The sequence below is a fragment of the Leisingera sp. ANG59 genome (genome assembly GCF_013317235.1).
In the GTDB taxonomy this organism is placed as follows: Bacteria; Pseudomonadota; Alphaproteobacteria; order Rhodobacterales; family Rhodobacteraceae; genus Leisingera.
On record NZ_WLCM01000013.1, the window covers coordinates 80,392 to 96,594 of the forward strand.

The 16,203-nt window shown below is 64.1% G+C and carries 20 protein-coding genes and 1 tRNA gene; 7 read left to right on the forward strand and 14 right to left on the reverse strand.

Annotation, left to right across the window (positions count from 1 at the left end; all coding sequences use genetic code 11):
- Positions 1 to 61: 61 nt before the first annotated feature.
- Positions 62 to 793, reverse strand: a complete 732-nt coding sequence (locus GKC28_RS13500) for an AraC family transcriptional regulator (RefSeq protein ID WP_174147429.1) — start codon at positions 791 to 793, stop codon at positions 62 to 64.
- 122 nt (positions 794 to 915) lie between these two features.
- Here GKC28_RS13500 and GKC28_RS13505 point away from each other — a divergent pair, with 122 nt between their 5' ends.
- Together GKC28_RS13505 and GKC28_RS13510 are read left to right on the forward strand one after the other, a co-directional pair.
- The gene (locus GKC28_RS13505) at positions 916 to 1,452 is read left to right on the forward strand and encodes a peroxiredoxin-like family protein (RefSeq protein ID WP_174147430.1); all 537 of its coding nucleotides are present in this window, start codon (positions 916 to 918) and stop codon (positions 1,450 to 1,452) included.
- Between the two features lie 105 nt (positions 1,453 to 1,557).
- Positions 1,558 to 1,809 carry a WGR domain-containing protein gene (locus GKC28_RS13510; protein ID WP_174147431.1) on the forward strand — a complete coding sequence of 84 codons (252 nt, stop codon included), beginning with the start codon at positions 1,558 to 1,560 and terminating at the stop codon, positions 1,807 to 1,809.
- A gap of 19 nt (positions 1,810 to 1,828) precedes the next feature.
- Here the strand turns inward: GKC28_RS13510 and GKC28_RS13515 are convergent, their stop codons facing one another.
- On the reverse strand, positions 1,829 to 2,215 hold the full coding sequence (locus GKC28_RS13515) for a DUF2147 domain-containing protein (RefSeq protein ID WP_174147432.1): 387 nt from the start codon (positions 2,213 to 2,215) through the stop codon (positions 1,829 to 1,831).
- Positions 2,216 to 2,349: 134 nt separating this feature from the next.
- On the opposite strand from GKC28_RS13515, the gene hisA reads away from it, so the two are divergent.
- Positions 2,350 to 3,072 (forward strand): 1-(5-phosphoribosyl)-5-[(5-phosphoribosylamino)methylideneamino]imidazole-4-carboxamide isomerase, encoded by a 723-nt coding sequence (gene hisA, locus GKC28_RS13520; RefSeq protein ID WP_174147433.1) that lies wholly within the window; start codon positions 2,350 to 2,352, stop codon positions 3,070 to 3,072.
- Between the two features lie 35 nt (positions 3,073 to 3,107).
- Positions 3,108 to 3,398 (forward strand): hypothetical protein, encoded by a 291-nt coding sequence (locus GKC28_RS13525; RefSeq protein ID WP_174147434.1) that lies wholly within the window; start codon positions 3,108 to 3,110, stop codon positions 3,396 to 3,398.
- 30 nt (positions 3,399 to 3,428) lie between these two features.
- On the opposite strand, the gene GKC28_RS13530 is transcribed toward GKC28_RS13525, so the two are convergent.
- Positions 3,429 to 3,875 carry a DUF302 domain-containing protein gene (locus GKC28_RS13530; RefSeq protein ID WP_174147435.1) on the reverse strand — a complete coding sequence of 149 codons (447 nt, stop codon included), beginning with the start codon at positions 3,873 to 3,875 and terminating at the stop codon, positions 3,429 to 3,431.
- Positions 3,876 to 4,085: 210 nt separating this feature from the next.
- Between GKC28_RS13530 and hisF the strand changes: the two genes are divergently transcribed.
- A complete protein-coding gene (gene hisF, locus GKC28_RS13535; protein ID WP_174147436.1) occupies positions 4,086 to 4,847 on the forward strand; it encodes an imidazole glycerol phosphate synthase subunit HisF in 762 nt (253 codons plus the stop codon).
- Positions 4,848 to 4,858: 11 nt separating this feature from the next.
- Positions 4,859 to 5,176: a phosphoribosyl-ATP diphosphatase gene (locus GKC28_RS13540; RefSeq protein ID WP_174147437.1), complete on the forward strand. Its 318-nt coding sequence runs from the start codon at positions 4,859 to 4,861 to the stop codon at positions 5,174 to 5,176.
- Positions 5,177 to 5,508: 332 nt separating this feature from the next.
- Here the strand turns inward: GKC28_RS13540 and GKC28_RS13545 are convergent, their stop codons facing one another.
- The 3 genes from GKC28_RS13545 to rlmB all read right to left on the reverse strand — a co-directional run bounded on the left by GKC28_RS13545 (position 5,509) and on the right by rlmB (position 7,517).
- Positions 5,509 to 5,979 (reverse strand): CoA-binding protein, encoded by a 471-nt coding sequence (locus tag GKC28_RS13545; RefSeq protein ID WP_174147438.1) that lies wholly within the window; start codon positions 5,977 to 5,979, stop codon positions 5,509 to 5,511.
- Between the two features lie 205 nt (positions 5,980 to 6,184).
- Positions 6,185 to 6,646 (reverse strand): YHS domain-containing (seleno)protein, encoded by a 462-nt coding sequence (locus GKC28_RS13550; RefSeq protein WP_174147439.1) that lies wholly within the window; start codon positions 6,644 to 6,646, stop codon positions 6,185 to 6,187.
- A 94-nt stretch (positions 6,647 to 6,740) separates the two neighbouring features.
- The gene (gene rlmB, locus GKC28_RS13555) at positions 6,741 to 7,517 is read right to left on the reverse strand and encodes a 23S rRNA (guanosine(2251)-2'-O)-methyltransferase RlmB (protein ID WP_174147440.1); all 777 of its coding nucleotides are present in this window, start codon (positions 7,515 to 7,517) and stop codon (positions 6,741 to 6,743) included.
- A 120-nt stretch (positions 7,518 to 7,637) separates the two neighbouring features.
- Between rlmB and GKC28_RS13560 the strand changes: the two genes are divergently transcribed.
- Positions 7,638 to 7,721: transfer RNA gene (locus tag GKC28_RS13560), tRNA-Tyr, on the forward strand.
- A 131-nt stretch (positions 7,722 to 7,852) separates the two neighbouring features.
- Here GKC28_RS13560 and GKC28_RS13565 read toward each other — a convergent pair.
- The 8 genes from GKC28_RS13565 to GKC28_RS13600 form a co-directional block, all read right to left on the reverse strand.
- Positions 7,853 to 8,371, reverse strand: coding sequence for a DUF2478 domain-containing protein (locus tag GKC28_RS13565; RefSeq protein WP_174147464.1), 519 nt, complete (start codon positions 8,369 to 8,371; stop codon positions 7,853 to 7,855).
- Between the two features lie 62 nt (positions 8,372 to 8,433).
- Complete coding sequence (locus GKC28_RS13570; RefSeq protein WP_174147465.1) at positions 8,434 to 9,096, reverse strand: NnrU family protein; 663 nt, start codon at positions 9,094 to 9,096, stop codon at positions 8,434 to 8,436.
- Positions 9,097 to 9,219: 123 nt separating this feature from the next.
- Positions 9,220 to 11,256 carry a proline/glycine betaine ABC transporter permease gene (locus GKC28_RS13575; RefSeq protein WP_174147441.1) on the reverse strand — a complete coding sequence of 679 codons (2,037 nt, stop codon included), beginning with the start codon at positions 11,254 to 11,256 and terminating at the stop codon, positions 9,220 to 9,222.
- On the reverse strand, positions 11,256 to 12,308 hold the full coding sequence (locus tag GKC28_RS13580) for a betaine/proline/choline family ABC transporter ATP-binding protein (protein WP_174147442.1): 1,053 nt from the start codon (positions 12,306 to 12,308) through the stop codon (positions 11,256 to 11,258). Before GKC28_RS13580 ends, GKC28_RS13575 begins: the two co-directional genes overlap by 1 nt.
- 10 nt (positions 12,309 to 12,318) lie before the next feature.
- Complete coding sequence (locus GKC28_RS13585) at positions 12,319 to 13,284, reverse strand: ABC transporter substrate-binding protein (RefSeq protein ID WP_174147443.1); 966 nt, start codon at positions 13,282 to 13,284, stop codon at positions 12,319 to 12,321.
- A 382-nt stretch (positions 13,285 to 13,666) separates the two neighbouring features.
- On the reverse strand, positions 13,667 to 14,635 hold the full coding sequence (locus tag GKC28_RS13590; RefSeq protein ID WP_174147444.1) for an ABC transporter substrate-binding protein: 969 nt from the start codon (positions 14,633 to 14,635) through the stop codon (positions 13,667 to 13,669).
- Between the two features lie 162 nt (positions 14,636 to 14,797).
- Positions 14,798 to 15,589, reverse strand: a complete 792-nt coding sequence (gene bioC / locus GKC28_RS13595) for a malonyl-ACP O-methyltransferase BioC (RefSeq protein WP_174147445.1) — start codon at positions 15,587 to 15,589, stop codon at positions 14,798 to 14,800.
- Positions 15,589 to 16,203, reverse strand: coding sequence for a pimeloyl-ACP methyl esterase BioG family protein (locus GKC28_RS13600; protein WP_174147446.1), 615 nt, complete (start codon positions 16,201 to 16,203; stop codon positions 15,589 to 15,591). Before GKC28_RS13600 ends, bioC begins: the two co-directional genes overlap by 1 nt.

A 16,203-nucleotide genomic window follows, 5' to 3' on the forward strand; every position in this document is an offset into this window, starting at 1 on the left:
ACGGCGCTGATGCGCCGTTGCCTCCGGCGGGAGTATTTGAGCAAAGATGAAGTTAGGGGCGCTATGCAGCAGCCGCCCTCAGCGAAACCGGCGCGACGCCATAGGCCTTGCGGAAGGCGCGGGTAAAGCCCTCGGGGCTGGTATAGGCATAGCGGCGCGCCACCGCCTCCACCCTATCGCCGCGCGCAAGGTCCTGGTGCGCCAGGATCAGCCGCCAGCGGCGCAGGTAGCCGATCGGGGTTTCGCCCACCTCTGCCGCGAAGAGTTCCGCAAAGCGCGAAAGCGACAATCCCGCCTCCTGCGCCAGATCGGCATTGGTCCAAAGCCTGCCGGGGTGATCATGCATCGCCACGATGGCGCGGCTGAGGCGCGGATCGGCGAGGCCCGCCAAGAGCCCTGGCTCTGTCGCGCCTTTCTGGATCTGGTTGCGCAACAGGCGCACCATCAGAACCTCGCCCAACCGGTTGATCACCGATTGCGCGCCGCAGTGCTGGCCCTCGGCTTCCTCCTGCATCAGCCGCACCAGCCCCTGCGCTTCGGCGTTGCTGGTGATGTCGTACTCCACCAGTTGCGGCAAAGCGGCCAGAAACGGGTTGCTCTGCCCCGACCACTCCACCCGCGCCGACCACATCACGGTGGCCGGATCCAGCTCCTGCATCGCCCCCCGGGTGCAATAGAGGATGCGCACCGGCGCGCCGGTGCTGTCCGCCAATGCGATCAGATTGGCCTCCCCCGGCCCGGCAGCCTGCACGGCCAGCTGAAAGCGGTCCATCAATGTGGTGAGGCGGTCCATATTTCCGGTGTTCTCGTCAGGTTTTTCGGATTTATACGACATTAAACTGCGCAATACAGTTAGGCAAGCACCACCACTCACACCACTCACAGCACTCACATCACTCAAAACGGAGCGTTCTAATGCTGATCCCCCGCCAGAAGACCCCGGACCTGACCCTGCCGACGCTGGACCACGGCCAGTTTGACCTGTCCGCGGAAAATGCCGAGCGCGGCACCGTGATCTGCTTCTACCGCGGTCTGCACTGCCCGATCTGCGCCACCTATCTGAAGGAATTCGAGAAGAAGGTCGCCGCCTTTGCCGAGCGCGGCGTCAACTGCATCGCCATCAGCTCCGACGGCGAGGAGCGCACCCGCGCGATGGCGGACAAGATCGAGGCCAAGGAGCTGCGTTTCGGCTATGATCTGCCGCTATCTGTGGCCAAGGAATGGGGGCTTTACATCTCCACCTCGCGCGGCAAGACCTCGATCGGGATCGAGGAGCCGGCGCTGTTTTCCGAGCCCGGCCTGTTCCTGGTGACGCCGGAGCAGACGCTGTATTACGGTTCGGTGCAGACCATGCCGTTTGTGCGCCCGCATTTCGCGGAACTGGTGGCAGCGCTGGATTTCGCCATCCCCAACAACTACCCGGCGCGCGGTGAATACACCGGTGATGTGTAACCGTCACGCTGACGCGGGGGCCGGTACAATTCACCGGTTTGAGCAATAGACAAGAGGTCCGCTTCGATGCATACGGGGCGGACCTTTTGTCACTGCGGCAGCCCCTTGCACATCCGTTTCGAGAAATACGACCACGCTGACGGCAAGCACCGTTATTGCCTGCTGAGCCTGACGCCGACGCTGTTCGGCGACTGGTGTGTTGAGCGTGTCTCGGGCCCGCTGAATGCACCGGGCGGCGCGCAGAAGCGGACCTATTTTGCCGCCCATGCCGAGGCGCTGGCGATCTTTGAAGGATTCCGGGACCGGCAGCTGAAGCGCGGCTATGCGCCGATCCCGGTGCAGCTGGGGCTGCTGTAGGAGCAGCCCCCAAAGGTGTTTACTGGATGCGGGACCAGGTTTGTTTCGAGCAGATCAGCCCGCCTGCCACGCAGCCGCGCAAGGCCAGGCTGTTGCCCGCTACTTCCATCTTGCCGATGTAGATCTTGTCATTCGACGGCCGCCAGACCTTGCCCTCGTATGAGCCGTCACCGTTCGGCACCATGTCGATCACCAGCGTCTTGCCGAGGTTCGGGGACTGGTATTCGCCGCCGCTGTTGAAGGTGCGGGCGATCTTGCCGCAAACCGCAGCGCCGCATTTGGCCATCTGGATATGGGCGTAGGAGCCATCGTCGGGCTGGGTCTTCCAGACACCCAGCACAGGGTCCGCCGCTGCGGCCCCTGCCAAACCCAGAGCCAGCGCCACGCCCGCAAAAAGATGTTTCATTCCATTTCCTCCCTGTTTTCAGGCAGCCTGTCCCTGATGCGTGCTTCGAGGCAAGGTTGACTTCGGGTCGCGTTGCAATCTGCCCTCGCGTTGTGCAAAACACCGCCAGCTTGATTTCACGAAGGACCGCCCGGATGATCCTCTACCCCGCAATTGACCTCAAAGACGGCCAGGCCGTGCGCCTGCTGCATGGCGAGATGGACAAGACCACCGTGTTCAACGACAACCCCGCCGCGCAGGCGCTGGAGTTTGTCGAGGCGGGCTGCGAGTGGCTGCATCTGGTGGACCTCAATGGCGCCTTCGCCGGCGAGCCGGTGAACGCCGCGCCGGTCGAGGAAATCCTGAAGCAGACCAAGGTGCCCGCGCAGCTGGGCGGCGGCATCCGCGACATGGCCACCATCGAGCGCTGGATTGAGAAGGGCCTGGCGCGGGTGATCCTGGGCACCGTTGCAGTGGAGAACCCGGACCTTGTGCGCGAGGCGGCGCGGGAATTCCCCGGCAAGGTCGCGGTCGGCATCGACGCCCGCAACGGCAAGGTAGCCACCAAGGGCTGGGCCGAGGAAACCGACGTGATGGTCACCGACCTCGCCAAATCCTTTGAAGACGCAGGCGTTGCCGCGATCATCTATACCGACATTCTGCGCGACGGCGCGATGAAGGGCCCGAACGTCGAGGCAACCGCCGATCTGGCCAACGCAGTCAGCATCCCGGTGATTGCCTCTGGCGGCGTCTCCTCGCTGGACGATCTGCAGGCGCTGAAATCCTGCGGCGCGCCGCTGAACGGTGCGATTTCGGGCCGGGCGCTCTATGATGGCGCCATTGACCTGAAAGAGGCGCTGGCGGTTCTGAAAGCCTGACGCCATCCCCGCCAGCCCCGGCGAAGGGATCCCTCATGTGCCTTGTCCGCCGAATCCTTGCAACCCTCACCATAGGACCTATCGTTCTGTGGCTGATGTGCATTGCCCTGGTGATGCTGCTGGGGTTCGGCTTTGATTGCGAAATCCACGAAGGCTTTGCCAACCCCTGCATAGTGCTGGGCCAGGACCTGGGCGAGACCGCTTATACCCTAGGCGTCTTTGCCGCCTGGGGTCCGCTGATCTTTGGCCCGGTCACGATGGGCGCAGGTCTGCTGTGGGCCATTGCGATCGTAATTGACCGCTACCGGTCCCGCCCGCGCAGCTAAGGCACGGGGGCCCGCATATAATTTCCGGGGTTATTCCGCAGCAGCGGCCGTCAGCTTGCCCAAGGCGCCCTGCATCTTGGCAATGAACGTTGCATCTGCCGGAACGTCGAGGCCCGAGAGCATCTCTGCCGGGTCCTCGTAGGTCAGCCAGACCTGACCCTCCGCATCCTCATAGGCCAGCACCTTTAGCGGCAGATATAGCCCTGCCCGCATGTCGGCCTGCATCTCCGGGGTGCCCAGCTTGGGATTGCCGAAGATCAGAAGCTGGGACGGGCTCAGCTCCAGCGCAGCGTTCTGCGCGCCTGCGGCATGGTCCACCCGGGCAAAGACGGTGGCACCCGCGCCCTCCACCGCGGCCTGAAGCGCGTCCATGGTTTCCGCCACGGGTTTCTGGCTTGGCACGGTCACCAGTTCGGCTGCGGCGGGGAGGGCTGAGGCGAGCGCGATGGCGCCTGCAAGGGGAAGAGATTTTTTCATAACGGATACTCCGGAAATCAGGGACATCTGCACATGATCGGGGCTGTCATCCCGCAGGGGCAATTCACTTCTGCGAGACCACCCGGTTCCGGCGGTTCCGTGCGGACCGCGCAAGAAGGCCGGACCAAAACGCGCAGCATCTGCCATATCTGTTGCGCTTGCCGCAGGCTTTGCGTACCCACGGGGCAAGCAGCTTGAAAGGCACGATCCATGCTGAAAACCCGTATCATTCCCTGTCTCGACGTCGCTGACGGGCGCGTGGTCAAGGGTGTCAACTTTGTCGGCCTGCGCGATGCGGGCGATCCGGTGGAATGCGCCAAGGCCTATGATGCGGCCGGCGCCGACGAGATCTGCTTTCTCGACATTCACGCGACCCATGAAAACCGGGGCACCATGTTCGACATGGTGCAGCGCACCGCCGAGCAGTGCTTTGTGCCGCTGACCGTGGGCGGCGGGGTACGCACCAAGGAGGACGTGCGGGCATTGCTGCTGGCGGGTGCTGACAAGGTCTCCTTCAACTCAGCCGCGGTAGCAAATCCGGACGTGATCGCCGAGGCCGCGGATCAGTTCGGCAGCCAGTGCATCGTCTGTGCCATCGACGCCAAGACCGTGGAGCCGGGCCGCTGGGAGATTTTCACCCACGGCGGCCGCAAGCCGACCGGTATCGACGCGGTGGAGTTTGCCAAGCTGGTGACGGCCAAGGGGGCGGGGGAAATCCTGCTCACCTCGATGGACCGCGACGGCACCAAATCGGGCTTCAACCTGCCTCTGACCAAGGCCATTTCGGACGAGGTGGACGTGCCGGTGATCGCCTCCGGCGGCGTCGGCAATCTGGATCACCTGGTGGAAGGCGTCACCAAAGGCGGCGCCAGCGCGGTGCTGGCGGCCTCGATCTTCCACTTCGGCGAGTACACCATCCTGGAAGCCAAGGAACACATGGCCGCTGCCGGCATTCCGATGCGGCTGAACTGAAGGGGTATGTGATGAGCCTGCTGCACGATCTCGAAGCCACCATCCTGTCCCGCAAAGGCGCCGATCCGGACAGCAGCTGGACCGCCAAACTGCTGGCCAAGGGGCCGGAGAAATGCGCCGAGAAGTTCGGCGAGGAAGCCATTGAGGCGATCATCGAAGCGGTGAAGGGAGACAAGGCGGGGCTCGCCTCTGAGGGCGCCGACGTGCTTTACCATTTCCTGGTGATGCTGGCCGCCCGGGACGTGGCGCTGGACGACGTGCTGCAGGTGCTGGCCAAGCGCCAGGGCCTCAGCGGCATTGCCGAGAAAGCCAGCCGCCCCAAGGGCTGATCCCAGCGCTCGGCCGGCCTGCTTGCGGCGGGTCAAGGGAGGCGCAGCCTCCGCGCGGCACGCGCGGCTTGCCCTTGACGCGCCAATAAACAACACAACCGGCAAGGCCATTGAGGGCATTGAGGGCATTGAGGGCATTGAGGGCATTGAGGGCATTGAGGGCATTGAGGGCATTGAGGGCATTGAGGGCATTGAGGGCATTGAGGGCATTTCTGCCCCTAAATGGCTTCTCAGCAAGTCCTTTGCGCCGCGCAGCGGCGCCCGGCCCAACCGCGAAGGCCGCCCTGCAGGGCGGCGGGAACGGGCGGGAGCGCCCCGCCCAGCCACAGGCATCAGAGTTTCGAGGAAATAATCCCGGTGGCAAAACCGCCCATGCGCAGCTCGCCGAACAGCCGCTGGTATTCGATCTTGGGGCAGCGGTTCTGGATCACCGTCACGCCGCGCGCCTCTGCCTTGGCGGCGGCTTCGGCGTGTTCCACCCCGATCTGCATCCAGATGGTTTTAAGCTTTGGAAACACCTCCAGCGCCTCTTCCACGATCGGCGGCACTGCCTCGGACCGGCGGAAGATGTCGACCATGTCCACAGGCAGATCAATCTCTGACAGGCTGGCCCGCACCGTCTCGCCGAACAGCATCTTGCCCACATGGCCCGGGTTCACCGGAATCACCCGGTAGCCCTTGAGGCCCAGATAGCGCGCCACATAGTAGCTTGGCCGCACCGGGTTCATCGAGACGCCGACCACAGCCACCACCTTGGTGCGCTGCAGGACCTTTTTCAGATGCTCATCGCTGTAATCTGTCATGCCGCGCACCCTAGCCTTGCCGCGCACCGCCGCAAAGCCGGATTCGCCGCGCGCCAATAAAAATGCGCCCGGACGAACCGGGCGCGAGGTATGGAACGAGGGACAGTGAAAAAGATCTGCGGTGGTTCCACTCCGCAGTCTGTATTGAATATGGGCCACAGTTTGAAAAATAAAAGTGCCCCTCACGCATTTGTGAGGTGACAAGCTATTTCTGCAACACAGCAGGCCAATGGCTACGGCCGACAGTGATCAAATTTGCGGTGTCAGCCTGCCACAGCACATACACCCGCCTGTTATTCAACAGATAAAGCTCACCATCAACTATAGCCCACAGTTGCGGGTTGCCTTCGTGCAGAAGCCCCATCGACATGGCATAGGCGCAGTAGCCGCCGAAGGCAGGGGCATAGGCGCGCGGATTGGCTTCGAATCGCGCCTGATTGCTGGCGGAGGCAAAGCGCCAGACAACGCCCTTCCACATTACCGCATGGCTGCGGCGCCCATGCTCTGCGGCGCCATGCTCGAAAAACGCAACCGCGTCATATCCGCCGATGGCCACCCCCGACCGGGAGGAAAACACCGCCTGTTCAGCCCGTGCCCTCTCCGGCAAAGACAGGAACAGCACCGCGGCCGCCATCAGGATCAGGCGCAGGATCACATTGTTCTCCATTCGATGCTTGCAACTGGCCTGCCAGTCTGCCGCACAGCCCCGGCTTTGCAAAGGCAGCATACGCAGATGTGAACAGGACGTGACACCAGGGGCGTCAGCGGGCGATGGAGGCGTACAGCGCGATGGCTGCTGCGTTGGAAACATTGAGCGAGCCGAAGCCGCCCGCGGCATCGATTTTGACCAGCCCGTCAACGGTCTCCTTGGTCTTCTGACGCAGCCCAGGCCCCTCGGCGCCCAGCACCAGAGCCACCGGCAGGTGCTGCTTGCCCTCCAGCGCGGATTCGATGGTCTCATCCGCCTCGCCATCCAGCCCCAGCACGATGAACCCCATGCCCTGCAGTTCGGTGATGGCATCGGCAAGGTTGCGCATCCGAAGATAGGGCTGACGCTCCAGCGCGCCGCTGGCGGTCTTGGCCAGCGCGCCGGTCTCCGGGGCGGAGTGGTGCCGGGTGCCGATCACCGCACTGGCGCCCAGCACCTCGGCGGAGCGCAGGATGGCGCCGACATTGTGCGGATCGGTCACCCGGTCCAGCAGCAGCACCCGCGGGGCTTCCCGGCCAATGCAGTTCTCGGCCAGCCCGCCCCAGTTCAACGGCTTCACCTCCAGCGCCGCGCCCTGGTGCACAGACTGCGGGTCGATCGGCGGATTGAACTTGCGCGGGTCGATGACCTCTGCCTCGATGCCGGACTCTTCAATTGCGTCCGCCAGTTTCGCCTGCGCGTTCATGGTCACCATCAGGCGCAGTTTTTCGCGCTTGGGATTGAGCAGTGCATCGCGCACCGCATGCAGCCCGAACAGCCATACGGTTTCCGCTGCGGCGGCCTTCTTGGCCTGCTCTTTTTCGACGACCCATTTGGGCTTCTTGGACATTTTGCACTCCGGCAGAAAGAATTTGCGAGGCGCGCGAAAAACTTGCGTTTTTCCGGTTGACGCCCCTTTGGCCTGCTTGTAATCACGCCTCCACATCAGGTGCAACACGCAACTGACAGTGGGCGACAGGCCGCAAGGTGTGGCAGGGGACTGTAACTCCCTCGCGGAGACGCACGCCTGGTTCGATTCCAGGGTCGCCCACCATCTTCTCTCTTTTCCAGATATGACGATGGTGGTTCAGCAGGAGGCTGGACGGGCCGCGCGTTGTGTGAACACCCAAAAAGCCCGCATCGATATGCGGGCTTACTGTTTGATTTAAAATGGCAATCCGCTCCTTACACAGTTTCGGCCACGGCCTGTTCCGCCCAGGCCACCAGCGAATCCAGATCCGGGCCTGCAGCGACCGCCATGCCGTCGGCAAAGGCTTGGAACGGCTCCACGTTCATCTTGTTGACTCCGGATATCACCGGGATGCCCAGCGCCAGAGCCTCGCCGATGATGGGGCGCATGCCGCGCCCGTCGGCCTCGTGCTTGCCGAATTTGTTGACGATCAGCAGCTGCGGCGCAGGGTCCGTATGCAGCGTCGCAGTGACCTGTCCGACCGCCTGCTCCAGCGCCTCGGGGTTCAGGCGGCAGCCACGGGCGCCCGCGCCCAGGGATTGCGAAATGCGGATGGTCTCGCCGTCCGGCAGCACCCGCACATCCATGTCGCAAAGTTCCTTGTCGTAGCATTCCACGTTGGTCTGCACGATGCCGGCCAGGCGGAGGCCCTTGGCCTGCAGCCGTTCGGCCAGTTCGCTCAGCAGGCGGTCGGTGGCGCCGCGCTCTTCGGTCATCACATAGGCCAGGTGCATTTGTCGGTCTCTCCAGTCTCGTGTCGTTTCATAGGTGGTCATGCGGCCGCCGGGGTCAAGCCCTACCAGGGCAGCGGGCTGTAGCCGATGATGGGGGCGTGCAGAAGCAGAAGAGCCAGGAACACTGCCGCGGCCAGCGCGGCCTCGCTGCCCGAGGGCCGCAGCCGGGCGAGGTTCAGCCGCGCGGTGTTGCGGCTGAGGCGGCGCCATTCGCCCTGCCCCATCTGGCGCTGCTTGCGCTTGTCGATCAGCGCCATGCCCATCCAGGCAAAGCCCGCGAAAAGGCCGAACAGGATCACATGCGCCAGGTCGCCGTTTGCCAGCAAGTGCGCCCCGGCCCAGAGCGCCATTGCCGCCAGCAGCGGGTGGCGGCTGACAGCCAGGATGCCGGGGTCCGCCGGGTCAAAAGCGCGCAGCCCCAGGCCGCCAAAGCTGAACGGATTCTGCCGCATCATGCCGGCCACCGCCAGCAGGCAGGCCAGCGGCATCACCAGCAGCGGCACCCAGCGGAAGCCCTCCCAATAGGGCAGCACGCCGACATAAGGCGCGCGGGCGGCGGCCACGACCAGCCAGGCCAGGATAGCCAGCGACAGCAGGCTGTAAGCGATGATATAGCCGCGCAGGCCCAGGCGGCTGACCAGCCAGGGCCGCACCGGCGGGCGCACAGGGATGGCGTGGCTGGCCAGGAACAAGAGCAGCGCAGCGGTGAATTCAAGCCAGCCCATCGGGGTCTCTCCGGTCATAGATCAGTCTTCTGTGCAGCTATAGGCGGGCGGGCAGTGTATAACGTTGCCCCAAATCAAAAAAGGGCGCCGCGCGGGCGCCCTTTTCAGTGTTATGCCAGAAGTTCACAAACCCAGGGCCTTGCGCCGCTCTTCTGCAAAGCCCTGCACCATGCGGTCGGCGATCAGGGCAAGGATCGCCATCGCCGCGCCAGCCGAGATGCCCAGCCCCACATCCGCCTGCCCCAGCGCCAGATAGATCGACTGGCCAAGGCCGGTGGTGCCGATCAGCGCCGCAATGACCAGCATTGCAAAGGCATAGAGGATGGTCTGGTTCAGCCCCAGCAGGATCGACGGCGCCGCGTAAGGCGCGCGGATGTCCTTGAGCATCTGCCATTTGGTGGCGCCGGAGGCAGTGGCGGCCTCGATCATCTCGTCCGGCGTCGAGACCAGCCCGTGCCGGGTGTAGCGGATCATCGGCACGATGGCATAGGCGATGATCGCCAGGAAGGCGGAGAACTCGCCGATCTGGAACACCATCAGCACCGGGATCAGGAACACGAACAGCGGAATGGTCTGCAGCATGTCGCAGATGGGACGCACCACCCGCCAGACACCGGGCGAGACCGCCGAGGCCAAGCCGATGGCACCGCCCATCACCGCGCAGGCAAAGACCGCTGCACCGGACAGATAGAGCGACAGGAGCGCCCGCTCCCACAGGCCGGAGAGCAGGATGGTGCCCAGCAGCACGACGGTCAGGATCGCCAGCCCGCGCCCGCCCGCAACCCAGGCCAGCGCGCCTGCGCCCACCAGCACAAACGGCCAGGGCAGTTGCGAAATGCCGGTTTCCAGCATGCCGGCGGCAATCAGCAGCATTACACCAAGCGCCATCTGTCCGCGCAGTGCAAAGACCACGCCCGCCGCGGCACCCGCCGCAAACAGCGCTGCACTCATCATCGGGGTCCAGGCAAAGCCCCAGGTGAAGGGCAGCACCGCCTGATCCAGTCCGATTCGCATTGGCAGCAGCACGTAGAACAGCACGTTGTTCTTGAGCGCGGTCAGGAATTCCGCATTGGCGCTGGTGAAGGACGACAGACCCCGGTCGACGCTATCCGCCACTGGGTTGAACAGCGCATAGGTGCCGGGCTGCTGAACGCTGCCCCAGAAGGCCACGCTGACCACGACGCCCAGCGCCAGAATGCCCCAGGCAACGCGCGGGTCGTGCCTGTCGCGCCGGTCCTGGGTCAGAGTGCCGCTCATCCGGTCGATCAGGATTGCAAAGATCACAATCACCAGGCCCGCCAGCAGGCTCTGGCCGAACTGCGCCTTGCGCATGGTCAGCAGGACCTCCCAGCCGATGTCGTCAAAACCGCCGATCACCGCGGCGATGATCACCATCGACAGCGCCGCCATCAGGCATTGATTGACGCCGACCATGATCTGCTGCCCGGCCGACGGGATCTCGCACTGGAACAGCTGCTGCAGTCGGGTGCCGCCGGACATGATGGCGGCCTCCTTGATCTCCGGTTCCACGCGTTCGAGACCCAAGAGCACGTTGCGCGCCATCGGCGGCGCGGCGTAGATGGCGGAGGCAATCAGCCCCACCACCGGGCCGAAACCGAACAGCACCAGCAAGGGCGTGAGATAGGCAAAGGTCGGCACCGTCTGCATGATGTCCAGCACCGCCTGCACCGGCTGGCGGATGCGGGGGTATTCATTGGCAAGGATGCCGATGCCGCCGCCAATGATCAGCGCCAAGGGGACCGAGACGGCAACAAGCGCCAGGGTGTTCATGCTTTCGGGCCAGTAGCCGGAGGCGAGCACAAAGCCGAGGCCCACCACCGCCATCAGCGCCATCCGCACCCCGCCCAGGGACCAGGCCAGCGCCGTGGTGGCGCAGATGACCAGCGGCCAGGGCGTATGGCTCAGCACGTAGTTCGCCGCTTCCATCGGATAGAACATCAGCGCCGAGAAACTGCGCGCGGCGGGTTTGATCAGCGCCAGGAACCATTCCATGGCGGCCCCGACCCAGTCAGTGGCAGGCAGCACCCAGGCGGCAGGGAATTTCACCAGCCACGGCACGCTGCTTTCCAGAGCCAAGCACAGGGCGCCCACCACGGCTGCGATCAGCGCCGCAATCGAGCCTTTCGAAAGAGACGCCATCAGCCCTGCTCCACCTGCAGCGCGGCAGCGAGGTCTGCAGGGTTCACCACGCCAACCAGCTTGCCGTCATCCGTGCGGACGGGCACGGGTTCGTACAGCTCCATGCAGCGCGCCAGGGCGGCATCCAGCGTCATATCCTGGCGCAGGCCGGGATCGTCGGCGCCGTAGACATGATGTTCACCTTCCTGCATCACCGAGGCGACACGGGCGTGCCGGCCCTTGGCCACATCCTTGGAAAACTCGCGCACATAGTCATCGACCGGGCGCAGCACGATGTCTGCGGGGGTTCCGATCTGCACCACCTTGCCGTCGCGCATGATGGCGATGCGGTCGGCGAGCTTCAGCGCCTCATTAATGTCATGGGTAATGAAAACGATGGTGGTCTTCAGCTTGGCCTGGATTTCCAGGAACTCATCCTGCAACTGCCGCCGGATCAGCGGGTCGAGCGCCGAGAACGGCTCATCCAGGAACCAGACCGAGCAATCCGCCACCAGCGAGCGGGCGATGCCGACACGCTGGCGCTGGCCGCCGGATAATTCGCGCGGGAAGTTCTTTTCGCGCCCGCCGAGGCCGACCAGCTCGATCACTTCCTGCGCCTTGGCCAGCCGCTGCTTCTTCTTCACCCCCTGCACTCGCAGCGGGTAGGCGACGTTTTCGGCAACAGTCATATGCGGAAACAGTCCGAAGTGCTGGAACACCATACCCAGCTTCTTGCGGCGCAGCTCGATCAGCCGCTTGGGGCTGGCCTCCACGATGTCCTCGCCGTCGATGCGGATTTCGCCGCCGGTGGCGTGCAGAAGGTGCGAGATGCAGCGGATCAGGGTGGACTTGCCGGAGCCCGACAGCCCCATGATCACAAAGAGCTCCCCCTCTTTCACGTCAAAAGAGGCGTCCTGCACCGCCGGGACCAGCCCCTTGCCGCGCAACTCCTGTGCTGCCGCTTCTGGTGTTTCGTGCCGCGACAGCGCCTCTTTCAGGGCGCTGTCTGCGTTGTTGCCAAACACCTGCCAGACATTCCGGCAGGTGATGGCAGGCGTCTCCGAGCCGCTCACTGGGCTGAGCTCAGTTGATTGCGGCGTCGACAACCGGGCGCCACTTGTCTTCGTTGGCGGCCATCCATTCAGCAACCACCTCTTCGACCTTGCCGCCATCCACATCGATTGCACCCATCATCGGCTGCTGGTCCTCAACGGCCAGGGTGTAGTTCGACAGGATCTCAAACGCTGCAGGCCAGGTTTCCGCGGTGCCGGACCAGGCGGCCTTGAAGATGCGCGAGGGGGAGAAGTCGCAGTCGTTCACCGCGTCCGGGTTCGGGCCCCAGGCCGGATCGCTGAAGCAGGCGTCCTCGCCCGGCGGCAGATCGACGAATTTCACGTCATAGGCCGACATCGCCCAATGCGGCTGCCAGAAGGTGATCAAAAGCGGCGTCTTGCGTTCGGTCGCTGCGCGCAGCTCAACGATCAGCGCCGCCTCGGAACCCGCAGGCACGGCCTTGAACGGCAGCGCCAGGCCGGTCATGCGGTCGGCGCCCGGGGTGCCCCAGTCGGCCGGATAGTCAACCAAGCGGCCTTCGGGCAGTGTTTCAGCGGTAGCGAACTGCGCAGCGCAGTCCTTCAGCGCCTCCCAGGCCGGCAAGCCGGGGCAGATCTCGGCCACATGCGCCGGGTAAGCGATGCCCTCGCGGGCGTTCAATTCCAGGTCGCCAAGCTCAACCACGGTGCCCTCTTCGACTTTCTTGGCGTATTCATCGGACACGTTGGAGGACCAGATTTCCAGTGTCGCGTGGATGTCGCCATCGGCAATGGCCTGGAACTGGTTCATCATTCCGGCAGAGACATATTCCACGTCGTAGCCTGCGGCCTTGAGCATTTCGCCCGCGATGTGAGTGGTCACATGCTGGCCCGTCCACTCGTTCACAGCCAGCTTGATCGGCTTGCTGGTGTCGCCCAGCTCTGCGGCAGAGGCGATGCCCGCGGCAACCGTCAGTGTAGCAGCGCCCAGCGCCAGCGCATATCCCTTGAAGTGCATCTCAATACTCCCTGTCATTGTTGCTGCGCCGCCGGTTGTCCGGCTTGGCGCATCTTTGGAACCCGGCGGTCCATGGCTCCTGCCTGACCTTTTGGCAGTCCGTTCTCTTACTTGCAGGAGCCGGTGCTCTAAGTGTGGCCGGGGATAATGCAAGTATTGGAACATATTACGACCGCTTGTCGAGCAAATGCGACGCAAATCGTGAAATATTTTAATTGACGGTTTAAGTTTTTGTGCAAACAGACAAGTTCCGGAATCAACCATTGCCCGCCCGGGCCGGGCTTACGCGGCTGCGCATCCGGCAGCAAGCCGCATCCAGAACAGAAAACAGCGCCCCCGTTTACGGGCGCGCTGCTGAAGGGTACAGAGGCATTGGGGCGGCTCAAGAGCGGCCCTTGCCGGTGGCCTCCTCGACAATGGGCATCCACTTGGCGCGGTTCACGGCCATCCAGCCGCGCGCCGCCCCTTGCGGGGTCTCGCCGCGGACATCCACCAGACCGATAAGCGGCTGCTGATCCCAGATGCTGAGCTCGTAATTCTTCAGGATTTCATAAGCAGCAGGCCAGCGCTCCTTGAGACCGGGCCAGCTCGCCTTGACCACGCCGCCGCGGTAGAAATCGCAATCACCGGTGGCCTTGGGGTTCGGCCCCCAGGACGGGTCGGTGTAGCAGGCGGGCTCCGGCTTGGGCAGGCGAACGAATTGCAGCGCGTACGACGACATCGCCCAATGCGGCGCCCAGAAGGTGGAGATCACCGGACGCTTCTCGCGGTAGGCGGTCTGGAAGGCCTCGATCATCGCCGCCTCGGATTCGGCCGCGACCACGTCAAACGGCAGTTCCAGTGCCAGAATGCGGTCCGCCCCAGGCGATCCCCAGGATTCCGGATAGGCCAGATAGATGCCGCGTTTGCCTTTTCCATCCTCGGAGAAGATACCTGCACAGTCGCGCAGTGCCTCCCAGTTGGGCAGGCCCGGGCACATCTGCGCCACATAGGGCGGGAAGACCACCCCGTTGCGCGCGTCCAGGCCCATGTCGCCCAGGTTTTCCAGACGGCCCGCCTCCACGAGATCAAAGTATTCCGCCGGGTCGCTGCTGGTCCAAACCTCGACCATCGCGTGCACATCGCCGGTTGCGATTTCCTCGTACAGGGCACTTTGGTCCGCCTCGACATACTCGACGGTATATCCGGCCTCTTCCAACAAGCCCCCTGCGATATAGGTGGACAGGTGCTGGCCGGTCCAGTTGTTCAGCGATAGCCGGATCGGTGTCCCCACATCTCCCATGTCAGCTGCTTCGGCGGCCCCCGAAACCGCCAGTGCCGCAAATGCCGCGGCAATCACATTTATTTTCATTGGCGCAACTCCCGTTCTGCCAGTCGTCCCACGCGCCGCGCCTCGGCGCAGCTCCGCGAACCGGCATAGCAGGCGGGAGTTGACAAAGATTAACGGCGCCCGGAAACGGCCGCGCCATAAGATAGGAAAACACCTAAAACTTGCCTCAAACAGGCGCCCGGGTCAGCCAGTGCGCCGCGCCACCAGCAGCACCGGCTCGTAGGTCAGCGGCAGCTTGCCGCCCCGGCCAAACCGTTCGCGGTACGCGTCCTCGAACGACCTCAGCTGCCTGCGGCTCCAACCGTGCTGGGCGTTGCCGTTCACCCCGGTCTGGCGCAGGTGTGTGAGCAGCTGCAGCGCAGAGGCGAATTMAAGCACCACAGGGCACTGCTCGACTTGCAGGATCTCCAAGCCATCCGGCAGGACAGACGGCCATTCATCCGCATCAAGGTAACTGGGGGCTGCGGCGGCGGACCCCAGTGCCGCCAGTTCGCGGAACTGACTGCGGCCGAAGCCAGACAGCGCCAGCCAGCCACCCGGCTTCATATGCAGTGCCAGCCGGGCCATCAGTGCCGGCAGGTCAGCTATCCATTGCACGGTCGAGGCGGAGGCTATCAGGTCCAGCTGCTGCGGCAGCGGCAGGTTTTCGACCGGGCCGCCATCGAACCGGGCGTTCCGCCGGGTCGCTTCCCCCAGCGCCTGCAGCACCTGGGATGCCTCCGGCACCAGATCATTCAGGATCAGGCTGTCCGCCCCGAACCGCTGAAAAAGATGCCGGGTCAGATGGCCGGTGCCGCAACCGAATTCCAGTACACTGCCGAAGTGCCGCGGCGCGCCCAGCCCTTGCAGCATCTGCGCCAGCCGACGGGCTGTTTCCGCCTGCACCGAGGCCGCGCCATGATAGTTCTCAAGACCGCGCCGGAAGCTTTGCTGAACGCGGGACTGATCGAGATGCGGGGGCTGCATATCCTTCATCAGAACAGCTCCTCCCACTGCGCAAACCGGTCGAACGGCGCGTGCGGCGCATCCAGATTCGAAACGTTCTGCCCGGCCCAGGCGCGGGCCAGATTGGCAGGCGGGAAGATCTTGTCTGCAGAACTGATCCAAATGCGGTCAAAGCGCATTTGCGGCGCATCCCCGCGGCGCTCCACCGCCAGCAGCTCTGCCCGGCGCGCCTCCACGTCCAGCGCCTCGGCCTCCTGCGGGGTGCCGAATACCCGGCCCAGGAACTGCTGATAGCTGTCCAGGCTCAATGTCTCGACTGTGCGGCGGAACACGGCGGGGGGAATGCCTGCACCGCGGTTCACCGGCTCGAGGCTTCCGTTTACCGCCGCCTTTCGATGGAACGGATCGGGCCGCCCCTGCTGCCAATGAGAGTAAGAAGCCACACCGAAGGACCAGGCCAGCAGGCTGACACACCCGTAGCCGGACAGGTCCGGCAGATCTGCTTCCAGATCGGTGTATTCGCCGGCAAACAGGATGTCCTGCGGGCCATCCAGGTGCCAGAACACCTCCGGCCCCACCGCCCAGCCGCCGAAGACCACGATGGCCTCGGCTGCACTGTCCTGTTTAAGCCAGCGGAACTCCAT